This window comes from Lysobacter helvus (genome assembly GCF_018406645.1).
Classification (GTDB): domain Bacteria; phylum Pseudomonadota; class Gammaproteobacteria; order Xanthomonadales; family Xanthomonadaceae; genus Noviluteimonas; species Noviluteimonas caseinilytica.
The window spans coordinates 84917-104377 of sequence record NZ_AP024546.1 but is presented as its reverse complement, the minus strand read 5'-3'; the positions used below and the strand labels follow the sequence as shown (position 1 = coordinate 104377).

The 19461-nt window shown below is 69.8% G+C and carries 20 protein-coding genes; 10 read left to right on the top strand and 10 right to left on the bottom strand.

Annotated features, from left to right (window positions below):
* Positions 1-10 precede the first annotated feature (10 nt).
* Genes hisG through LYSHEL_RS00510 form a run of 9 tightly spaced genes read left to right on the top strand, consistent with a single transcriptional unit; the run spans position 11 to position 8666 of the window.
* Positions 11-925 carry an ATP phosphoribosyltransferase gene (gene hisG, locus LYSHEL_RS00550; protein WP_213435118.1) on the top strand — a complete coding sequence of 305 codons (915 nt, stop codon included), beginning with the start codon at positions 11-13 and terminating at the stop codon, positions 923-925.
* Complete coding sequence (gene hisD, locus LYSHEL_RS00545; RefSeq protein WP_244858612.1) at positions 922-2235, top strand: histidinol dehydrogenase; 1314 nt, start codon at positions 922-924, stop codon at positions 2233-2235. The genes hisG and hisD overlap by 4 nt, the downstream gene beginning before the upstream one ends.
* Positions 2232-3332 (top strand): histidinol-phosphate transaminase, encoded by a 1101-nt coding sequence (hisC, locus tag LYSHEL_RS00540; protein WP_244858609.1) that lies wholly within the window; start codon positions 2232-2234, stop codon positions 3330-3332. Before hisD ends, hisC begins: the two co-directional genes overlap by 4 nt.
* Complete coding sequence (gene hisB / locus LYSHEL_RS00535; RefSeq protein WP_213435115.1) at positions 3329-4405, top strand: bifunctional histidinol-phosphatase/imidazoleglycerol-phosphate dehydratase HisB; 1077 nt, start codon at positions 3329-3331, stop codon at positions 4403-4405. Before hisC ends, hisB begins: the two co-directional genes overlap by 4 nt.
* A complete protein-coding gene (gene hisH / locus LYSHEL_RS00530) occupies positions 4402-5031 on the top strand; it encodes an imidazole glycerol phosphate synthase subunit HisH (protein WP_213435114.1) in 630 nt (209 codons plus the stop codon). The genes hisB and hisH overlap by 4 nt, the downstream gene beginning before the upstream one ends.
* Positions 5028-5762 carry a 1-(5-phosphoribosyl)-5-[(5-phosphoribosylamino)methylideneamino]imidazole-4-carboxamide isomerase gene (locus LYSHEL_RS00525; RefSeq protein WP_213435113.1) on the top strand — a complete coding sequence of 245 codons (735 nt, stop codon included), beginning with the start codon at positions 5028-5030 and terminating at the stop codon, positions 5760-5762. The genes hisH and LYSHEL_RS00525 overlap by 4 nt, the downstream gene beginning before the upstream one ends.
* A complete protein-coding gene (gene hisF / locus LYSHEL_RS00520) occupies positions 5756-6529 on the top strand; it encodes an imidazole glycerol phosphate synthase subunit HisF (RefSeq protein ID WP_213435112.1) in 774 nt (257 codons plus the stop codon). The genes LYSHEL_RS00525 and hisF overlap by 7 nt, the downstream gene beginning before the upstream one ends.
* A complete protein-coding gene (gene hisIE / locus LYSHEL_RS00515; RefSeq protein ID WP_213435111.1) occupies positions 6526-7128 on the top strand; it encodes a bifunctional phosphoribosyl-AMP cyclohydrolase/phosphoribosyl-ATP diphosphatase HisIE in 603 nt (200 codons plus the stop codon). The genes hisF and hisIE overlap by 4 nt, the downstream gene beginning before the upstream one ends.
* Positions 7129-7151: 23 nt before the next feature.
* A complete protein-coding gene (locus LYSHEL_RS00510; protein WP_213435110.1) occupies positions 7152-8666 on the top strand; it encodes a calcineurin-like phosphoesterase C-terminal domain-containing protein in 1515 nt (504 codons plus the stop codon).
* Here the strand turns inward: LYSHEL_RS00510 and mtnC are convergent.
* From mtnC to LYSHEL_RS00490, 4 genes are all read right to left on the bottom strand, one after another.
* Complete coding sequence (gene mtnC / locus LYSHEL_RS00505) at positions 8663-9355, bottom strand: acireductone synthase (RefSeq protein WP_213435109.1); 693 nt, start codon at positions 9353-9355, stop codon at positions 8663-8665. The genes LYSHEL_RS00510 and mtnC overlap by 4 nt on opposite strands.
* Positions 9356-9363: 8 nt before the next feature.
* A complete protein-coding gene (locus tag LYSHEL_RS00500; RefSeq protein ID WP_213435108.1) occupies positions 9364-9924 on the bottom strand; it encodes a 1,2-dihydroxy-3-keto-5-methylthiopentene dioxygenase in 561 nt (186 codons plus the stop codon).
* Positions 9921-10556: a methylthioribulose 1-phosphate dehydratase gene (locus LYSHEL_RS00495; protein WP_213435107.1), complete on the bottom strand. Its 636-nt coding sequence runs from the start codon at positions 10554-10556 to the stop codon at positions 9921-9923. Before LYSHEL_RS00495 ends, LYSHEL_RS00500 begins: the two co-directional genes overlap by 4 nt.
* A gap of 102 nt (positions 10557-10658) precedes the next feature.
* The gene (locus tag LYSHEL_RS00490; protein WP_213435106.1) at positions 10659-12176 is read right to left on the bottom strand and encodes an amino acid permease; all 1518 of its coding nucleotides are present in this window, start codon (positions 12174-12176) and stop codon (positions 10659-10661) included.
* A 152-nt stretch (positions 12177-12328) separates the two neighbouring features.
* On the opposite strand from LYSHEL_RS00490, the gene LYSHEL_RS00485 reads away from it, so the two are divergent.
* Positions 12329-12919 (top strand): NUDIX hydrolase, encoded by a 591-nt coding sequence (locus tag LYSHEL_RS00485; protein WP_213435105.1) that lies wholly within the window; start codon positions 12329-12331, stop codon positions 12917-12919.
* On the opposite strand, the gene yeiP is transcribed toward LYSHEL_RS00485, so the two are convergent.
* Genes yeiP through LYSHEL_RS00455 form a run of 6 tightly spaced genes read right to left on the bottom strand, consistent with a single transcriptional unit; the run spans position 12916 to position 19459 of the window.
* Positions 12916-13482: an elongation factor P-like protein YeiP gene (gene yeiP / locus LYSHEL_RS00480; protein ID WP_213435104.1), complete on the bottom strand. Its 567-nt coding sequence runs from the start codon at positions 13480-13482 to the stop codon at positions 12916-12918. The genes LYSHEL_RS00485 and yeiP overlap by 4 nt on opposite strands.
* 4 nt (positions 13483-13486) lie before the next feature.
* Positions 13487-14257, bottom strand: coding sequence for an SDR family NAD(P)-dependent oxidoreductase (locus LYSHEL_RS00475; protein ID WP_213435103.1), 771 nt, complete (start codon positions 14255-14257; stop codon positions 13487-13489).
* 40 nt (positions 14258-14297) lie between these two features.
* Complete coding sequence (locus tag LYSHEL_RS00470) at positions 14298-15596, bottom strand: metal-dependent hydrolase family protein (RefSeq protein WP_213435102.1); 1299 nt, start codon at positions 15594-15596, stop codon at positions 14298-14300.
* Positions 15597-15598: 2 nt separating this feature from the next.
* Entirely contained in the window at positions 15599-16108 is a 510-nt protein-coding gene (locus tag LYSHEL_RS00465) for a GNAT family N-acetyltransferase (protein ID WP_213435101.1), read from the bottom strand.
* Entirely contained in the window at positions 16101-18563 is a 2463-nt protein-coding gene (locus LYSHEL_RS00460; protein ID WP_244858607.1) for a sensor domain-containing protein, read from the bottom strand. The genes LYSHEL_RS00465 and LYSHEL_RS00460 overlap by 8 nt, the downstream gene beginning before the upstream one ends.
* The gene (locus LYSHEL_RS00455) at positions 18560-19459 is read right to left on the bottom strand and encodes a hydroxymethylglutaryl-CoA lyase (protein ID WP_213435100.1); all 900 of its coding nucleotides are present in this window, start codon (positions 19457-19459) and stop codon (positions 18560-18562) included. The genes LYSHEL_RS00460 and LYSHEL_RS00455 overlap by 4 nt, the downstream gene beginning before the upstream one ends.
* Positions 19460-19461: the final 2 nt, after the last annotated feature.

Here is a 19461-nt window from a genome sequence, read left to right as displayed (position 1 = left end):
AGGTCCCGCCATGTCCCCGTCCGCCGTCCCGGCGGTGCGCGACCGTCTGCGCATTGCCATCCAGAAATCCGGTCGCCTCGGCGAGCCTGCGCGCGCGCTGCTCGCGTCCTGCGGACTGGCGTGGCGCGAAAGCCGCGACCGCCTGTTCTGCTACGGCGAAACGTTGCCCATCGACTTGCTGCTCGTGCGCGACGACGACATCCCCGGCCTCATCGCCGACGGCACGTGCGACCTCGGCATCGTCGGCCGCAACGTCCTGCTGGAACAGGCCGGCGAGCGCGCACGCACGGGCGCCGCCGCGACGTATCGCGAATGGCGTGCGCTCGGATTCGGCGGATGTCGCCTCGCGATCGCGGTGCCGGACGAGTGGCGCTGGGACGCCGCGGGCGATTTGGCAGGCAAGCGCATCGCCACGAGCTACCCCGCGTTGCTGTCGCAGTGGCTGGCCGCGCAGGGCATCGACGCGGAGGTCGTGACGTTGTCGGGTTCCGTGGAAATCGCGCCGCGCCTGGGCAAGGCCGACGCGATCTGCGACCTGGTGTCCAGCGGCGCCACGCTCGCCGCCAACCACCTCAAGGCGACCGAAACGCTGTTGCAGAGCGAAGCGGTGCTCGCCGGACCGATCGCGCCCTTCGGCGACGTGCGCGCGGAACTCGCCGCGTTGTTGCTGCGGCGCCTGGACGCGGTGCTCGGCCTGAAGGACAGCAAGCTGCTGATGTTCCAGGCCGATTCCATCGACGTGCCGGCGCTGATGCAGTTGTTGCCCGACGCCGAACGCCCGACGGTCCTGCGCGTGGACGGCAGCGATCGCGTCGCGTTGCAGGCGCTGTGCCGCGGCGCGATGACATGGCAACGCCTGGAAGACCTCAAGCGCGCAGGCGCCGACGCGTTGCTGGTGCTGCCGGTCGAGAGGATGCTGGCGTGAGCGGGGCAGGGTGGCAGCGCATCGACTGGAACACGCTGGATGCGCGCGCGCGTGCGGACGTGCTGCGCAGGCCCGCGCAGTCGGCTTGCGTTGAAGTGCACGCGTCGGTGGAGCGCATCCTCGCCGATGTTCGCGCCCGGGGCGACGCGGCGCTGCGCGCGCTGACGTTGCAGTTCGACGACGTGACGATCGACGACTTCGCCGTGGGCGAGGCCGAATTCGCGCGTGCGATGGGCGATGTCGACGCGGACGTGCAAGCGGCCATCGACGATGCCGCGCGTCGCATCGAAACCTTCCACCGCGCCGGCATGGCAGCGCCTTACGCCGTCGACACCGCACCGGGCGTGCGCTGCGAACGCGTGTTGCGTCCGATCGGGCGCGTCGGCTTGTACGCCCCCGCGGGGAGTGCACCCCTGCCTTCGACGGTGCTGATGCTCGGCATTCCCGCGCAGCTCGCCGGTTGCACCGACACGATCCTGTGCACGCCACCGGGCAAGGACGGCGCGGTCGACCCCGTGCTGCTGGTCGCCGCGCAACGCTGCGGCATCGCGCGCGTGTTCAAGGTCGGGGGCGCGCAGGCGATCGCGGCGATGGCCTTCGGCACCGAATCGATTCCGCGCTGCGACAAGGTGTTCGGGCCAGGTAACGCGTATGTCACCGAAGCCAAGCGCATCGTGTCGATGCAGGGCGATGGTCCGGCGATCGACATGCCCGCCGGTCCATCGGAAGTGCTGGTCATCGCCGACGGCGGCGCCGATCCGCGCTTCGTGGCCGCCGACCTGTTGTCGCAGGCCGAACACGGCCGCGATTCGCAGGTGCTGCTGGTGAGCGACGACGGGGCCCTGATCGAGGCGGTCGAAGCGGCGCTGCAGGCGCAACTGGCCACCTTGCCGCGACGTGCGATCGCGCGCGCGGCGTTGGCGCAGTCGCGCGCCATCCAGGTGCAGGCGCTCGCCGATGCCTTCGACGTCAGCAACGCCTATGCCCCCGAACACCTCATCCTCGCGGTGCGCACGCCGCGCGCCTGGTTACCGCGCGTGCGGGCCGCGGGCTCGGTCTTCCTCGGCGACTTCTCGCCCGAGGCGATCGGCGATTACTGCAGCGGCACCAACCACGTGCTGCCCACGGGCGGTGCCGCGCGTGCGATCAGCGGGTTGTCGGTCGCCAGTTTCCAGACCGCGATCACCGTGCAATGCGTCGATCCCGCGGGCCTGTCGGCCATCGGCGGCACCGCGATGATCCTCGCGCGCGCCGAAGGGCTCGAAGCGCATGCGCGTGCGGTCGGCGTGCGCCTGGAGGCGACCGCGTGAGCCGCGTCGAGCGCGACGACCCCGTGCTGCTGCTGCGTGAAGACCTGCGCGGCTTCGCGGGCTATCGCTCGGCGCGGATGGAAGCGTCGCAGGGACAGGTGTGGCTCAACGCGAACGAGGCCTGCACGCGCGCGGACGAAGACGACGACGATGCCTTGCGTCGTTACCCCGCGCCGCAGGCGGAAGCCCTGGTCGATGCGCTCGCGGCGCTGTATGCCTGCGCACCGTCGCAACTGCTCGTGGGCCGCGGCAGCGACGAGGCGATCGACTTGCTGGTGCGCGCCTTCTGCGTGCCGGGCCGCGACGCCGTGCTCGCCACGCCGCCCGTGTTCGGCATGTACGCGGTCTGCGCGCGCTTGCAGGGCGCGCGCCTGGTTGACGTGCCATTGCTTGAGGAGGCCGACGATTTCCGCGTCGACTTCGCAGCCGTGGGCGATGCGGCCATCGCGCAACGCGCCAAGCTCGTCTTCCTGTGCTCGCCCGGCAATCCCGCGGGTGGCCCCCTGCCGGCGGGCGAGGTGCTCGCGCTCGCGCAGCGCCTGGCGGGCCGCGCCATCGTCGTGGTCGACGAGGCCTACATCGAATACGCCGACCAGCTTTCGCTCACCGGCGAAGTGCAGGGCAGGCGCAACCTCGCGGTCCTGCGCACGCTGTCGAAAGCGCACGCGCTCGCAGGGGCGCGCATCGGCTGCGTGATCGGCGATCCGCAGCTGGTCGCGGCGTTGCGGCGGTGCCAGGCGCCGTATCCGGTGTCCGCGCCAAGTGCGGCGTGCGCATTGGCGGCGCTGCGTCCGAATGCACTGGCGGCCACCCGCGCGAGGATCGTCGCGACGCGCCATGCGCGCGATGCCTTGCGCAGCGCGTTGTCCACGGTCCCCGGCGTGCGTCGCGTGCATCCGTCGCAAGCGAACTTCCTGCTCGTGCGCTTCGACACGCCCGACGCCGCGGGCGCCGCCTTCCACCGCCTGCTCGATGCCGGCATCGTCGTGCGCGACATGCGCGCGCAACCGCGACTGGACGATGCGTTGCGCATCACCGTCGGCACCGGCGCGGACAACGCGCGCCTGCTCCTTGCGCTGCGCGGAGGCGCCGCATGACGCCGATCCTGTTCATCGACCGCGACGGCACGCTGATCGAGGAGCCCGCCGATTTCCAGGTGGACGCCTTCGAGAAGCTGCGGCTGGTCGCCGGTTGCATCCCCGCGCTCCTGCGCCTGCGCGAGGCCGGCTACGCGTTCGTCATGGTCACCAACCAGGACGGCCTGGGCACCGATGCGTTCCCGGAAGCGGCGTTCGCAGGTCCGCACGCATTGCTGCTGCAAGTCCTGGCGAGCCAGGGGATCGTGTTCCGCGATGTCCTGATCGATCGCAGTTTCCCCGCGGACAACGCACCGACGCGCAAGCCTGCCCTCGGGTTGGTCACGCCGCTGTTGCGCGATCGCTCGATCGACTGGGCGCGTTCGGCCGTCGTCGGGGATCGCGACACAGATGTGCAATTCGCGAAGAACCTCGGCGTGCGCGGCTTCCAGTTGCGGACCGCGCAATTCGGCGGCGATGCAACGTGGGCCGGCGTGGCCGATGCCCTGTTGGCGTCGGCGCGCACGGCCCGCGTCGAACGCCACACGCGCGAAACCCGCATCACCGTCGACGTGGACCTCGACGCGCCGCGCGACCCCATCGTCGCTACCGGCTTGGGCTTCTTCGACCACATGCTCGAGCAACTGGGGAAGCACGGTGGGTTCGGCCTGACGCTGCGGTGCGACGGCGACCTGCGTGTCGACGAACACCACACGGTGGAGGACACCGCGCTCGCCTTGGGCCAGGCCTTGCGCGAGGCGGTGGGCGACAAGCGCGGCCTCGCACGCTACGGGTTCATGCTGCCGATGGACGAGGCGCTGGCGATGGCCGCGCTGGATTGGTCGGGCCGCGCCGTGTTCGTGTTCGACGGCGCGTTCGCGCGCGAACGGGTGGGCGATCTTCCGACCGAGCTCGTCCCGCACTTCTTCCGTTCGTTGTGCGAAGGCGCGGGCCTCAACCTGCACCTGCAACTGCTGCGCGGCGAGAACGACCACCACAAGGTGGAAGCCTGCTTCAAGGTCGTCGGTCGCGCGTTACGGCAAGCGTTGCGTCGCGAAGGCGTGGCGTTGCCGACGACGAAGGGCGTGCTGTGAGCGGGGTCGTCGCACTGATCGATGCGGGCGGCGCGAACCTGGGGTCGGTGTCGTATGCCCTGGAGCGCCTGGGTGCGCAGGTGCGCATCGCGCGCGATGCCGATGCCCTGCGTGGCGCGGCGCGCGTGATCCTGCCCGGCGTGGGCGCGGCCGGACCGGCGATGCGCTTGCTGGCGCAGCGCGGGTTCGTGCCTGCATTGAACGCGATCGACGTGCCCTTGTTCGGCATCTGCCTCGGCATGCAGTTGTTGTTCGAGGCGTCCGATGAAAGCGGCGAGGCATGCCTGGGCCTGTTGCCCGGGCGCGTGCGCGCATTGCGTGGCGCGCCCGGCGTGCGCGTGCCGCACATGGGCTGGAATCGCGTGGACGCCCGCAGCGCCGATCCGTTGCTGGACGAGGCCGTGCCCGGCGCACAGGCCTACTTCGTGCATGGCTTCGCCGCGCCCGTGACGGAGGATTGCATCGCCACGGCCACGCATGGCGACACGTTCGCCGCGATGGTGCGGCGCGGGCACGTCTGCGGCGCGCAGTTCCATCCGGAGCGGTCCGCGACGTTCGGTGCGCAGGTGCTCCGCAATTTTCTTTCCCTCCGCGCGGGCTCTGCCATCGCCAAGGAGGTCGCATGAGTTTCACCTGCTATCCCGCGATCGACGTGCGTGGCGGGCGCGTCGTCCGCCTGCGCCAGGGCGACTACGCACGGGAAACCCGCTACGACGAGGATCCCTTCGCGCGCGCGATGGCCTTCGCCGATGCGGGCGCGCGCTGGTTGCACCTGGTCGACCTGGATGCCGCACGCATCGGCGGGTACACGTTGCTGCCGCTGCTCGCGCGCATCGTCGCCGACGGCCGCCTGCAGGTGCAGACCGGGGGCGGCGTGCGCACGCGGCAGGACGTGGCCCGCATGCGCGACGCCGGTGCGGCGCGCGTCGTGGTGGGATCGCTGGCGGTGGAGGAGCCGGCATGCGTGGGCGAATGGCTGGCGGAATTCGGCGCCGACGCGATCACGATTGCATTGGACGTGCGCCTCGACGACCAGGGGCGTTGGCGGCCGGCCGTGCGCGGCTGGACGGCCGACGCGGCGCAGGGCCTCGACGCGTGCGTCGACGATTTCATCGCGCGCGGCCTGCGCCATCTGCTGTGCACGGACATCGCCCGCGACGGCATGCTGTCCGGGCCCAACACGGCGCTCTATGCCGAATTGCGCGCGCGCGCCCCCGGGGTTGCGCTGCAGGCCTCCGGCGGTGTGCGCGACCTCGCCGACCTGCGCGCTGCACGCGCCGCCGGTTGCGCGGGCGCAGTGCTCGGACGCGCGTTGCTGGAAGGTCGCCTCGACCTGGCGCAGGCCCTCGCATGCTGAGCCGTCGCATCATCCCGTGCCTGGACGTGCGCGACGGGCGCGTCGTGAAAGGCGTGCGCTTCCGCGACCATGTCGACGTGGGCGACGTGGTCACCCTGGCCCGGCGCTACCGCGATGCGGGCGCGGACGAACTGGTGTTCTACGACATCGGCGCCAGCCCGCGCGGTCGCAGTGTCTGCCCTACGTGGGTCGAACGCGTGGCGCGCGAGCTCGACATCCCTTTTTGCGTGGCGGGCGGCGTGCGTGACGTGGCCACTGCACGCGGCCTGTTGCATGCCGGCGCGGACAAGATCTCGGTGAACACGCCGGCGCTCGAACGCCCCGCGCTGATCGGCGAACTGGCGGAAGCCTTCGGAACGCAATGCGTCGTCGTCGGAATCGACAGCACGCGCGAGGCCGACGGGCAGTGGCGCGTGCGCAGCCACGCGGGCGATCCTGCGGCGATGCGCGCCCCGGGCCGGCGCACGCTGGACTGGATCGTGGCAGCGCAGGCGCTCGGCGCGGGCGAGATCGTCCTCAACTGCATGGGCCACGACGGCACGCGCGATGGCTACGATCTGGCGCAATTGCGCGCGGCGCGGGCGGTGTGCGACGTCCCGATGATCGCGTCGGGGGGCGCGGGCAGCGATGCGCATTTCCTGGCCGCCTTCCGCGAGGCCGATGTCGATGGCGCGCTGGCGGCGAGCGTGTTCCATTCCGGCGCGATCGACATCGCCGTCCTCAAGCGCAGCCTGGAGGCGCAAGGCATCCCGGTGCGCGTCGCATGAGCACGATCGACTTCGACCGCCTGTCCGCGGACAAGCAGGGCGGCCTGGTCCCCGCGATCGTGCAGGACGCCGATACCCTGCGCGTGCTGATGCTCGGCTACATGGACCGCACCGCGCTGGCCACGACGCAGGCGACGGGGCAGGTCACCTTCTTCAGCCGCAGCCGCGGGACGCAATGGACGAAAGGCGAGACGTCCGGCCACACGCTGGCGCTGGTGTCGATCCAGGCCGATTGCGACAGCGACACGCTGCTGGTGCTCGCACGACCGCAGGGGCCCACCTGCCATCTCGGGCGCGCCAGTTGTTTCCCGTCGGCGCCTGCGGACACGATCGCGGCGCTCGATGCGCGCGTCGCCGCCCGCGAACGCGAACGCCCGGCGGACAGCTACACCACGCGCCTGTTCGAGGGCGGCGTGCGCGGCATCGCGCAGAAGGTGGGCGAGGAGGGCGTGGAGACGGCGCTCGCGGGCGTGGTCCAGGACGATGCGGCGTTGCTGGGCGAATCCGCGGACCTGGTCTTCCACTTGCTGGTGCTGCTGCGGGCGCGCGGACTGGGCTGGGCCGACGTCGCGCGAACGCTGGCGATGCGCGCGCGCTAGCGGCGGGGCTTCATAATCCGCGCATGACCCGATTCCGATTGCATGTTGCGTGCTTCGCCGTCCTTGCCATCCCCGGTTTCGCCGGCGCCGCCGAGCGCTGTACGGGCCGGGTCCAGGACGCCACCACCCACGCCGGCATCGCCGGCGTGCACGTCTCCGACGGGACGCAGGTCGTCGCGACCGACGCGTCCGGACGTTACGCGATGGCCCGCACGCCCGGCCGCGAGGTCTTCGTCATCAAGCCCGCGGAGTACGCGGTACCGATGCGCGCGAACGGGATGCCGGACTTCTGGCGCAGCGGCTGCGGCGACTTCGCGTTGCATCGCAAGGCGCCCGGCGGCGACACGCTGCACGCGGTGCTGTTCGGCGACCCGCAGCCGAAGACGATGACCGACGTCGACTATTACGCCCGCGACATCGTGGCGTCCGCCAGGCCGCGCGCGCAGGGCGCGACCTTCGGCCTCACGCTCGGCGACATCGTCGACAACAACACCGCGCTGTATCCAGCCGTGCAGGCCGCCACCGCGCAGCTCGGCGTGCCGTGGCTGCATGCGCCGGGCAACCACGACATCGATGCGAAGCCCGCGGACGACGTGCGCTCGCTGCAGGCGTTCCACCAGGCGTTCGGGCCGGATACGTTCGCGTGGGAAGAGGCGCAGGCGAATGTCGTGGTGCTCGACGATGTGATCGCATTGCCGGGGCAGTCGCCTGCGTACGTCGGCGGGCTGCGGGAGGAGCAGTTCGCGTTCCTGCAGGCGTGGCTCGCGACGGCGTCGCGCGATCGCTTGCTGATCGTCGCGGCGCACATCCCGTTCTTCCAGACCGACGATGCGCATGGCGCCGAAACCTTCCGGGCCGCGGACCGCGAACGCCTGTTCGGGCTGCTGCAGCCGTTCCCGCACGTGCTGCTGCTCAGCGCGCACACGCACGAGCAGCGCCAGTTCGTGCACACGGCCGCCGACGGCTGGCATGGCACGCAGCCGCTGCACGAATACAACGTGGGCGCGGCGTGCGGGGCGTACTGGTCTGGGGTGAAGGATGCGGCGGGGATTCCCGACGCGACGATGAGCGACGGCACGCCGAACGGCTTCGCGACGCTCGAGGTGAAACGCGGCGGTGACTACGCGCTGGCGTGGCATCCCGCGCGCGATCCGGCCGACAGCGCGATGGCGCTGCATGCGCCGAAGGTGCTGCGTCGCGGCGCGTATCCCGCGTGGGGCGTGTACGCGAACGTGTTCATGGGACAAAGCGACACGCGCGTGGAATTCCGTGTGGATGGTGGCGCGTGGAAGCCGATGGTGCGCGTGGCGCAGCCGGATCCGCGGCTCGTCGAAGAGAACGTGCGGGACGACCAGGCGACGTCGCTGCGCGGGTTCGACCGCTCGCCGGAGGCGACGCCGTCGACGCACCTGTGGCGCGGCGCGCTGCCGACGAAGCTGGACGCCGGCGAACATCGCGTGGAAGTGCGCGCGTTCGATCCGTGGCGGGGCGAGGTGACGGCGACGACGTCCTACCGCCTGGACGACGTCGCGAACTAGGGCGTGATGTCCGCGAAGGAGTCCACGCGCTGGTGCCCATTCGTCGCGTCGCCGGTGCGCGGCGTGTCGTAATCCTCGCGGCGATCGACCAGCACCGTGCGCAGGCCCGCGTCGCGAGCGGCGTCGAGTTCTTCGACCACGTCCGACAGGAACACGATGTCGCCGGGCGCGCGCTGCACCTCCGCCGCGATCCGCCGGTAACTCTCCGCATCGCGCTTGTGCCCGACGGCCGTGTCGAACCAGCCTTCAAACACCCCGGTCATGTCGCCCGCATCGGTATGCCCGAACAACAGCTTCTGCGCCGGCACCGACCCGGACGAATACACCGCGAGCGGAAACCCCGCTGCATGCCAGGCGCGCAACTGCTTCGCCGCATCCGGATACACCGGCGCGGTGAAGTCCGCATTCTCGTAACCCGCTTCCCACACCAGGCCTTGCAGCGCCTTGAGCGCGGTGTGCTTGCGGTCCTGGTCGATCCAGCCCTGCAGCATCTCCACGATCATGTCGTCGCTGCACACGCCGCCGTTCTCGGTGGCCACCTGGTCGAGCCAGCGGCGCACGTGGGGATCGCGGCCGTGTTGTCGCACGAAGCCCGGCAACGCGCGCCGCGCATACGGGAACAGCACGTCGCGCACGAAGGAAATGCTGCTGGTCGTGCCTTCGATGTCCGTCAGGATCAGCGGCTTCATGGCCTGGCTCATTCGCGCGCTTGCCCGGTTTCGTAGCGCGGGAACTTCTGCGCGATGTCCTTGCCGGTGAAATGCCCGACCCAGCCATCCGGCTCGGTGAAGAAGCGGATCGCCACGAAGCTCGGCTCCGGCCCCATGTCGAACCAGTGCGTCATGCCATCCGGCACCGCGACGAGGTCGCCGGATTCGCACAGCAGTTCGTAGACGCGCCCTTCGACGTGCAGCGTGAACAGGCCCGAGCCCGCCACGAAGAACCGCACTTCGTCTTCCTTGTGGAAGTGTTCCTCGAGGAACTTGGTGCGCATTTCCTCGCGCTTCGGGTTGTCCGGCGCGATGCTCACCACGTCGACGGTCTTGAAGCCGCGCTCGGCGACGAGGCGATCGATGTCGGCCTTGTACGCGGCGAAGATCTTCTCGTGCGGGTCGCCCGGCGCGATTGGCTGCGCGGCTTCCCATTGTTCGAAGCCCACGTGGATCGGCGCGAGTTCGCGCGCGATGTCGGCGTGCGTGCGCGCGACGACGACGGGCTGGTCGGGGTGGTCTTCCTCGAAGATGCGCAGGCGGCTCATCGTTGCAGCTTCCTCAGTTCCAGTTCGCAGCCCAGCAGGAATTCGAAGGCTTCCAGGTGGCGGCGCGCTTCGGGCATGTCGCGGCCCCAGGCGTACATGCCGTGGCCGTCGATCAGGTATCCCCACATCGGCTGGCGGTCGAGCAGGGCATCGACCTGCGCGGCCAGCGTGTGCATGTCCTGCGAGTTGGGCAGCACGGGCACGAGCACTTCGGTCTCGTGCGTTTCGTTGCCGCGGAAGGCCTTGAGCAATTCGTAGCCGTCCAGCTTGACCACGCCCTTGCCCGAATACAGGCGCGAAGCGATGGTCTGGTTCTGCGAATGCGTGTGCAGCACGCAGCCGATGTCGGGATAGCGCGCGTAGAGCTGCGTGTGCAGCAAGGTTTCCGCGGACGGGCGGTGGTCGCTGCCGACGGCCTTTCCGTCCCAGTCCACGACCATGATGTCGTTCTCGGTCAGCTTGCCCTTGTCGCGGCCGGACACGGTGATCGCCGCGTGGCGTTCGTCGAGGCGGCGCGAGAAGTTGCTGCTGGTGGCCGGCGTCCAGCCCGCGGCGGCGAGTTCGCGCACGTTGGTGATGATCTCGCCGGCCGCGTGGCGGAGGGCGTTCACGTCGTAGGGGGAAGCGCTCATGCGGCGCAGTTTACCCGGAGCGTGTTCAGGGCCTGCAAACGCGGGCCCAAAAGGAAACGGCGCGGAGGTCCGCGCCGTTTCGTGTCATCGACCGCGTGTCCGTTACGGACCCGGATCCGGACCCTCGTGCACCAGCGGGTCGGGGCCGAGCGGCGACGGGGCCGGATGCAGCAGCTGCTCGTTGCCCGGCGCCAGGTGGCTGCGCTGGCGCGCATAGCCGAAGTACACAACCAGGCCGATCGCTGCCCAGATCAGGAAGTACTTGATCGTCGGGTTCCAGCCCAGGCTGAAGAACAGCAGCACGCAGCCGCCCATGGCGAGCGGGCCGACGATCCAGATCAGCGGGGTGCGGAACGGGCGGTGGCGTTCCGGCTCCGTGCGACGCAGCACCATCACGCCGGCGGCGACCATGAAGAACGCGAACAGCGTGCCGGAGTTGGAGATGTCGGCGAGCATGCCCACCGGGAACATCGCCGCGAACAGCGACACCGCCACGCCGGTGATCCACGTCACCACGTGCGGCGTGTGGAAGCGCGGATGCACGCGCGAGAGCACTTCCGGCAGCAGGCCGTCGCGCGCCATCGTGAACAGGATGCGGGTCTGGCCGAAGATCATCATCAGCACGACCGACGGCAGCGCGATGATGGCCGCGATGGCGACCGCGTTGCCGATGTGCGGCCAGCCGATCGTGCGTAGCACGAACGCCAGCGGTTCCTTGCTCTGCGACAGCGGGCCGCCGGGCTGCGCGCCCATCGAGCCGACCGCGGTGTAGGCCACCAGCAGGTAGAACACGGTGCAGATCGCGAGCGAGCCGATGAGGCCGATCGGGATGTTGCGGTTCGGGTTCTTGGTTTCCTCGGCGGCGGTGGACACCGCGTCGAAGCCGACGTACGCGAAGAAGATCGACGCCGCGGCGCCCAGGACGCCCACGCCCGACAGCGGCGTGCCCCAGCCGTTCGGCAGCATCGGCACGAAGTTGGCGTGCTTGACGGCCGGGAAGGCGAGGATGACGAACGCGGTCAGCGCCACGATCTTCACGATCACGAGCATCGCGGTGAACTTCGCCGACTTGGACGTGCCCAGCACGAGCAGCCAGGTGATCAGCAGCGAGAGCAGGAAGGCGATGAGGTTGAACGAGCCGCGCGCGGTGGTGCCGTCGGCGAGCGTGATCGTGTCACCCGGGCCTGCGGTGAGCGCGATGGGCAATGCGTGCCCGATGCTCGCCAGGAAGCCGTTGGCGTACCCCGACCAGCCCACGGCGACCGCGCCCGCGGCGACCGCGTACTCCAGGATCAGCGCCCAGCCGACCATCCACGCGATGAGTTCGCCAAGGACGGCGTAGGAATAGGTGTAGGCGGAGCCCGAGACCGGCACCATCGCCGCGATCTCGGAGTAGATCAGGGCCGTCAGCGCGCAGACGAAGCCGGCGATGAGGAACGAATACATCATGCCGGGGCCGGCCTTGTTGGCGGCCACCGCGGTGAGGACGAAGATGCCGGTGCCGATGACCGCGCCGATGCCGAGCATCGTCAGGTCGAAGGCGTTGAGCTGTCGCGACAACGATCGCTTGGCGGCGGTCGCCAGGATCAGGTCTAGCGGTTTCCTGCGTTCGAAAAACATTGCAATCTCCCCGGAGGCGATGCGGTTGGGCCCAGCCGGTGGAGTGGGGCCACCCGCGAACCGGCTGACCTTACATTGGCGCGAGTCGGGCGCACAAGTTCCGCATGTCCGGCAAGCCGGATAATGCCCGTCCCCCTGTGAGGAACGTCCCAATGAATGGCCCAGGATCCGCCGCGACGGACTCGCGCGACGCGCACGACGCCCTCCTTTCCGACTACCGGTCGCGCTGGCCGGCCGAGGCCGCGACGGTGGATCGGTTCTCCGCGCTGCTCTCCGACGCCGAGGATCCCTTCCGCCGCGAACGCCTGGCGGGGCACTTCACCGCGTCGGCCTGGCTGGTCGACGCCACGGGCACGCGGGTGCTGCTGACGCACCACCGCAAGCTGGATCGCTGGCTGCAGCTGGGGGGCCACGCGGACGGCGTGCGCGACTTCGCGCGCGTGGCGCTGACCGAAGCCGAAGAGGAGTCGGGGCTCGCCGACCTGTCGGTCGAACCGGACATCTTCGACCTCGATGCGCACGACATCCCCGAACACAAGGGCGTGCCGGCGCACGTGCATTACGACGTGCGCTTCGTCGTGCGCGCGGGGGGAAGCGAAGCCTTCGTCGTCAGCGACGAATCGCATGCGCTCGCGTGGCGCGAGATCGATGCGCTGGTGGACGACGCCGACGCCGATCCGTCGTTGCGACGGATGGCGTCGAAGTGGTTGGACGCCCGCCTGCGCGGGCGTGACGAACGTTAGTCGGCGCGGCCGCCGAACTCGCCGGTGGTGGTGTTGACCCACACCTTCTCGCCGTTGCCGATGTACTCCGGGACCATGATCTCCAGGCCCGTCGACAGCTTCGCCGGCTTCGGGCGCTTGGTCGCGGTGCCGCCCTTGAGTTCGGGCGGGGTTTCGATGACTTCCATCGCCACGCTCTGCGGCAGCTGGATGGCCACCGGTGCGTCGTCGATCAGCTGCACGTAAATGCCCGTGAGGTCGTCGACGATGTAGCCGGCGGCATCGCCGATCGCATCGGCGTCGAGCGTGTAGGGCGTGTAGTCCTCGTCGTCGAGGAACACGAACGCATCGCCGTCCTTGTACGAATACGTGGCCTGGCGGCGGCTCATGTCGACTTCGCGCAGGTCGTCGTCGCCGTCGAAGCTGGCATCGAGCTTGATCGCGCCCGGGATGCTGTACATGGTGAAGCGATAGCGCACGTTGCCGCCGCGGCCCTGCGGGGAGCTGCGTTCGATGTCGCGCACCTGGTAGGTGCCGCCGTTGTGTTCGACGACGTTGCCTTTCTTGATGTCGTAAGCCTTCATGGGATCACTTCGGTGCGAGGCGCGTGGCGCCGTCGAGTCGGATGGTTTCGCCGTTCAAGTACGTGTTGCCGAGGATGTACGCGACCAGGTCCGCGAATTCCTCCGGCTTGCCCAGGCGCGACGGGAACGGGATGGAGGCGGCCAGCGACTGCTGCACCGCTTCGGGCATGCCGTCGACCATCGGCGTCCAGAAGATGCCGGGGGCGATCGTCATGACGCGGATGCCGAAGCGCGCGAGTTCGCGCGCCATGGGCAGCGTCATGGCGACCACGCCGCCCTTCGACGCGGAGTAAGCGGCCTGGCCGATCTGGCCTTCGTAGGCGGCGACCGAGGCGGTGTTGATGATCACGCCGCGCTCGCCGTCGGTGCCGGCTTCGTTGGACTGCATGAGCTGCGCGGCCGCCTTGGCGACGTTGAAGCTGCCGATGAGGTTGACCATCACGGTGGTCTGGAACTGCGACAGCGGCATCGGGCCTTCCTTGCCGAGCACGCGGCCCGCGCCGAGGATGCCGGCGCAGTTGATCGCGACGTTGAGCCCGCCGAGGAAGTCCTTCGCGGCGGCGACGTTGGCGACCACGCCGGCTTCGTCGCTCACGTCGGTCTTGAAGAAGCGGGCCTTGCCTTCGCCCAGCTGCGCGACGGCGGCCGCGCCTTTCTCGTCGTTGACGTCGAACAACGCGACCTTCGCGCCCTGGGCGACGAGGTGCTGGGCGACGGCGAAGCCGAGGCCGGAAACGCCACCGGTGACGATGGCGCGGGTTGCGGAAAGCTGCATGGGAGGATCCCGGGGGCGGAAAGGCCGCGATTTTAGCCCGTCACGGGGCCGGGGCGGTTCCCGGGGAGCGTGCCACCACGCCATCCTTCATCACGAACACCGGGTGCTTGAGCGCCGTGATGTCCTGCGTGGGGTCGCCGGTGAAGGCGGCCAGGTCCGCGCGCAGGCCGGGGGCGATGGTGCCGAAGCGGCCGTCCTGCTTCAGCACCCTGGCGGCCACGCGCGTGCAGGCGGCCAGCGCTTCGACGGGCGTCATGCCCACGCGCACCAGCCATTCGGGTTCGCGCGCGTTGTCGCCGTGGGGGAACACGCCCACGTCGCTGCCGCAGGCGATCGTGGTGCCGGCCTTGCGCGCGCGGGCGAAGGCGGCCGCGACATCGCGCATCGATTCCGTCGGCGGCGAGGTGCCGGGCACGTAGTGTTCGAAGTACACGCCGTAGGCCTCGGCCGCGGTGAGCGTGGGCAACCAGGCGATGCCGCGTTCGCGCATGCGGCGGAACGTGGCATCCGAGCCCTGGTAGCCGTGTTCGATCGTGTCCACGCCCGCATCGATCGCCATGCGCATGCCGGCATCGCTCATCGCATGCGCGGCGACGGGGCGGCCGGACAGGTGCGCGGCGTCCACCATCGCCTTGAGTTCGGCGGCGGTGAACGTGGGTTGCGTGCTGCCGTCCGCGCCGATGCGGTAGTCGGTGTACAGCTTGATCCAGTCCGCGCCGTGGCCGGCCTGTTCGCGCACCGCGCGGATGCCGGCGTCGACGCCGCTGACTTCCTGCGCGCCGCTGGGCAGGTCCAGGTCGGAACGGAAACCGCGCGGGCCGGGGCCGTAACTCGCGGTGGCGACGATCGCCTTCGTCGCGACGAACAGGCGCGGGCCATCGATGAGGCCCGTTTCGATCGCGTGCTTGATCGCGACGTCGTCGAAGTTCGCGCCTTCGGTGCCGAGGTCGCGCAGCGTGGTGAAGCCGGCCTGCAATGTGTCGTGCGCATGGCGCGCGGCGCGCAACGTGCGTTCGGCTTCGGGTTCCTTGAGGACCTGGTCGTTCCACGAGGTTTCGTTGTACGGATGCAGGAACAGGTGCGAATGCAGGTCGATCAGGCCGGGCACGAGCGTGGTGCCGGGCAGGGCGATGCGTTGGGCGTCGGCGGGCATCGCCGCGGTGTCGGGGCCGACGCTGACGATCGCGCCGTCCCGCACCACGACCACCCAGCCCGCATGCGCCGCGCCTTCGCCGGTCCACACGCGATCGGGTTGCAGCACGTACGCCGGCTTCGGCGCCTCCGCCGCATTCGCGGCAAAGGCCAGCAACGCAAGGCAGGCACCGAGCAGGCGACGCATCGTCAGAGCTCCAGCAGGTAGAACGTGTTGCAACCGCCGTGGCCCGTCGCGCCCATCGGCGCGTCGATGCGGCGGAAGCCGGTGCGTTCGTACAGGCGCATCGCCGCGTCCATGCCGGTGAGCGTTTCGAGGTAGCAGCGCTTGAAGCCGAACTCGCGCGCGGCGGCGAGCGCGCGTTCCATCACCATTGCGCCGGCGCCCAAGCCGCGCATCGACGACAGAAAATACATCTTGCGCAACTCGCACACGTCCGCCTCCGCGCCTTCGAGCGGCGCGACGCCCCCGCCGCCTTCGACGACCCCGTTGCGTTCGACCACCCAGTACGCGCAACGCGGCGCCGCGTAGGCGCGCGTCATGTAATCGACTTCCGGATCGTTGATCGCGAAGCCATCGCCGCACGCGCCGAACTCCGGCATCACGGTGCGGATGATCTGTGCCATGCGCGCGTCGTCGCGCGCCTCGATGGGGCGGATGGACACGATGGGCGTGGCGTGCGGGGCGGCTTCAGGCATGTGCGGTGGACTCGTGTTCGCGTTGGATGCGCAGGGCGAGTTCTTCCGGGGCCAGGCCCGGTGCGAACAGGAAGCCCTGGCCGATGTGGACGCCCAGCCGGATGAGGAACTGGCGCTGCGCTTCGTTCTCGATGCCTTCGGCGACGAGGCCCAGGCCGAGGCTCTGCGCGATGCCGGCCACGGCCTGGCAGATCGCGACGTCCGAGCCGTTGTGCGGCACGCCCTGCAGGAACAACTGGCTCAGCTTCAAGCCGTGGATCGGCAGGCGGCGCAAATAGTTGAGCGCGCTGTAGCCTTCGCCGAAGTCGTCGATGCTCAGCACCACGCCGAGCATGCGCAACGCGGCGAACGTGGACAGCGTGTCGGGCGCGTCCTCGATCAGCACGCGTTCGGTGAATTCCAGTTCCAGCGCATCGCCCGGCAGGCCGGCGCTCGCGAGCGCTTCGGCCACGGTTTCCGACAAATCTTCGGCCAGGAACTGGCGATACGAGACGTTGACCGCGATGCGCACGATCGGCAGGCCGTCGTCACGCCAGCGCCGCATCTGCTGGCACGCTTCGCGCAGCACCCAGCCGCCGATGCGCACGATGTCGCCGGTGTTTTCCGCGTGCCCGATGAAATGGTCCGGGCGCATTTCGCCCAGCGTGTCGTTGCGCCAGCGGATCAGCGCTTCGGCGCCGACGGTGCGGCCCGACACCAGGTCCACCTGCGGCTGGTAGACCAGCTTGAACTCGCGGTTGTCCACCGCGCGGCGCAGGTGCGTTTCCATCTGCAGGCGGTGCTGCTGCTGTTCGGCGAGCGCCTGGCTGAAATCCTGCCAGCCGTTGCGCGCGCGGCGCTTGCTGTCGTACATCGCCACGTCAGCGTTCTGGATCAGCGCCTGCGGGCGATCGCCGTGTTCGGGCGCGCGCGCGATGCCGATGCTCGCGGTGATGCTGAATTCCTCGCCGGCCATGCGGAAGCTTTCGCCGAACGCGCCGAGGATCGCGGCGGCCAGGCGTTGCGGGCGCCCGATGTCGTCGCCGGTGGCGCAGACCACGAGGAATTCGTCGCCGCCGAAGCGCGCGATCAGCCCTTCGGTGGACACGGCCTGCTGGATGCGGCGCGCGGCGTTGGCGATCACCTGGTCGCCGGCCGCGTGGCCCAGCACGTCGTTGACCACCTTGAAGCGGTCGAGGTCGATGTACAGCACCGCCACGCCGGACTGCGCGGGATCGGACAGGCGCGCTTCCAGTTCTTCCAGCACCGCGTCGCGGTTGAGCAGCATCGTCAGCGGATCGGTGCGCGCCTGCACGCGCAGCGTTTCTTCCGCCTGCCGGTGTTCGGTGATGTCCTGCAGCGTGCCGCTGACGCGCGTGCCGGTGGGATCGTGGCGCTCGCTCTCGCCGATGATGCGCACCCACAACGTGTGGCCGTCGGCGCGGATGCCCTGCAGGTCGAGCTCGAAGCTTTCGCCGTGCTCCACCGCGCGCGCCAGCGCTTCCTGGAAGCGCTTGCGTTCGGGATCGCGCAGGCGCGATTGCAGCTGCACCATGTTGCCGGTGGCGCGATCCAGGCCGAGCACGCGCTGCGCTTCGTTGGTGAGGTAGACGTGGTCGCTGACGGCATCCCATTCCCAGCCGCCGATGTGCGCCAGGTCCTGCACGCGGTCGAACAGCGTGACGTCGCGCTTGAAGCCGGTGACATCGGAGAACAGCGAGAGCACCTGGTGCGGGCGATCGGCGCCCGGCGCGAACTGCGGCACGGAGGTGATCGACAGCCACGCCAACCGGCGCGTTTCGAGATTGAGGAAGCCGCACACGCGACTCGGCGAGAGCTGGCCGGTGCGCAATGCGCGGAACGACGGCAGTTCCTGGTCCGCCAACGGCACGCCGTGTTCGTCGAACACGCGCCAGCGCTCGGGGCGCATTTCGCCGTCGATGCTCGCGCCGGCCGGGATCTTCAGGATCCGCATCGCGGCGGGGTTGGCGTAAGTGACGTGGCCTTCGGCGTTGCGCACCAGAATGCCCTTGTCGATCACTTCCATCAGTTCGCGGTAACGCAGTTCCGCTTCATGGCGGCCGCTGAGGTCGCGGGCGACCGCGACGATGCGCTGCTGGCCTTCGTCGACGTAACCCGCCGAGTGCACTTCCACCGGGAAGCGGGTGCCGTCGGCGCGCATGTTGGTGACTTCCACCACGTACGTGCCGCCGCGGCTCAGCGTTTCGAGCACGGGCGCGAGGTGGTCGCGCGGGAGATCGGGGTTCAGCGTCTCGATCGGCTGGCCGATGATGTCTTCGCGCGGGCGCTTGTACGCGGCGATGCCGGCCTTGTTGAGGTCGAGCACGGTGCCGTCGTAGCCGATGATGCTGACCGGATCGGGGACGGCGTCGAACAGGGCGCGGAAGCGGTCGCGCTCGGCCTCCAGCGCGGCCTGCGCTTCGGCGAGCTGGCGGCGGAGGTGGGCGTCGCTCACGCCGCGGCCGAAGCCTGCGTGACCTTGCTGCCGGTCGCGCGGCCGAGAAGTGCGGCGAGCCAGCGGCCCGTGTCGACGAGCTTGTCGAGGTCCACGCCCGTGCGCAGGCCCATGCCGTGCAGCATGTACACGACGTCTTCGGTGGCGACGTTGCCGCTGGCGCCCTTTGCGTAGGGACACCCGCCGGTGCCGGAGACCGACGCATCGGCGACGCGCACGCCTTCTTCCAGGCACGCGAGCAGGTTGGGCAGCGCCTGGCCGTAGGTGTCGTGGAAATGCACGGCGAGCGCGGCCATCGGCACTTCGCTCGCGACGGCGCGCAACATCGCGCGCGCCTTCGCCGGCGTGCCGACGCCGATGGTGTCGCCCAGCGAGATCTCGTAGCAGCCCAGCGCGTGCATGCGTTGCGCCACGCGCACGACGTCCGCGACCGGCACCTCGCCCTGGTACGGGCAACCGAGCACGGTGGACACGTAGCCGCGCACTTTCACGCCGTCGGCGTTGGCGCGTTCGACGACGGGGCGGAAGCGTTCGATCGATTCGTCGATCGTGGCGTTGATGTTCTTCTTGTTGAAGGCTTCGGAGGCGGCGGTGAACACCGCGACTTCCGCCGCACCGACGGCGCGCGCGCGGTCGTAGCCTTGTTCGTTCGGCACGAGCACGGGGTAGTGCACGCCCGGCTTGCGATGGATGCCGGCGAACACCTCGGCGGCATCGGCGAGCTGCGGCACCCACCTGGGGCTGACGAAGCTGGTGGCTTCGATGCTGGACAGGCCGGTCGCGGTGAGGCGATCGATCAGTTCGATCTTCGCGGGCGTGGGGACGAGCGTCTTTTCGTTCTGCAGGCCGTCGCGCGGCCCGACTTCCACGATGCGCACGAAATCGTCGGCGGCCATGG

Excerpts from the sequence above, each read along its gene's own strand:
- hisG (WP_213435118.1), top strand. The coding sequence starts at position 11 with ATGTCCCCGTCCGCCGTCCCGGCGGTGCGCGACCGTCTGCGCATTGCC.
- hisB (WP_213435115.1), top strand. The coding sequence starts at position 3,329 with ATGACGCCGATCCTGTTCATCGACCGCGACGGCACGCTGATCGAGGAG.
- LYSHEL_RS00525 (WP_213435113.1), top strand. The coding sequence starts at position 5,028 with ATGAGTTTCACCTGCTATCCCGCGATCGACGTGCGTGGCGGGCGCGTC.
- hisF (WP_213435112.1), top strand. The coding sequence starts at position 5,756 with ATGCTGAGCCGTCGCATCATCCCGTGCCTGGACGTGCGCGACGGGCGC.
- hisIE (WP_213435111.1), top strand. The coding sequence starts at position 6,526 with ATGAGCACGATCGACTTCGACCGCCTGTCCGCGGACAAGCAGGGCGGC.
- LYSHEL_RS00510 (WP_213435110.1), top strand. The coding sequence starts at position 7,152 with ATGACCCGATTCCGATTGCATGTTGCGTGCTTCGCCGTCCTTGCCATC.
- mtnC (WP_213435109.1), bottom strand. The coding sequence starts at position 9,355 with ATGAAGCCGCTGATCCTGACGGACATCGAAGGCACGACCAGCAGCATT.
- LYSHEL_RS00500 (WP_213435108.1), bottom strand. The coding sequence starts at position 9,924 with ATGAGCCGCCTGCGCATCTTCGAGGAAGACCACCCCGACCAGCCCGTC.
- LYSHEL_RS00495 (WP_213435107.1), bottom strand. The coding sequence starts at position 10,556 with ATGAGCGCTTCCCCCTACGACGTGAACGCCCTCCGCCACGCGGCCGGC.
- LYSHEL_RS00490 (WP_213435106.1), bottom strand. The coding sequence starts at position 12,176 with ATGTTTTTCGAACGCAGGAAACCGCTAGACCTGATCCTGGCGACCGCC.
- LYSHEL_RS00485 (WP_213435105.1), top strand. The coding sequence starts at position 12,329 with ATGAATGGCCCAGGATCCGCCGCGACGGACTCGCGCGACGCGCACGAC.
- yeiP (WP_213435104.1), bottom strand. The coding sequence starts at position 13,482 with ATGAAGGCTTACGACATCAAGAAAGGCAACGTCGTCGAACACAACGGC.
- LYSHEL_RS00475 (WP_213435103.1), bottom strand. The coding sequence starts at position 14,257 with ATGCAGCTTTCCGCAACCCGCGCCATCGTCACCGGTGGCGTTTCCGGC.
- LYSHEL_RS00470 (WP_213435102.1), bottom strand. The coding sequence starts at position 15,596 with ATGCGTCGCCTGCTCGGTGCCTGCCTTGCGTTGCTGGCCTTTGCCGCG.
- LYSHEL_RS00465 (WP_213435101.1), bottom strand. The coding sequence starts at position 16,108 with ATGCCTGAAGCCGCCCCGCACGCCACGCCCATCGTGTCCATCCGCCCC.
- LYSHEL_RS00455 (WP_213435100.1), bottom strand. The coding sequence starts at position 19,459 with ATGGCCGCCGACGATTTCGTGCGCATCGTGGAAGTCGGGCCGCGCGAC.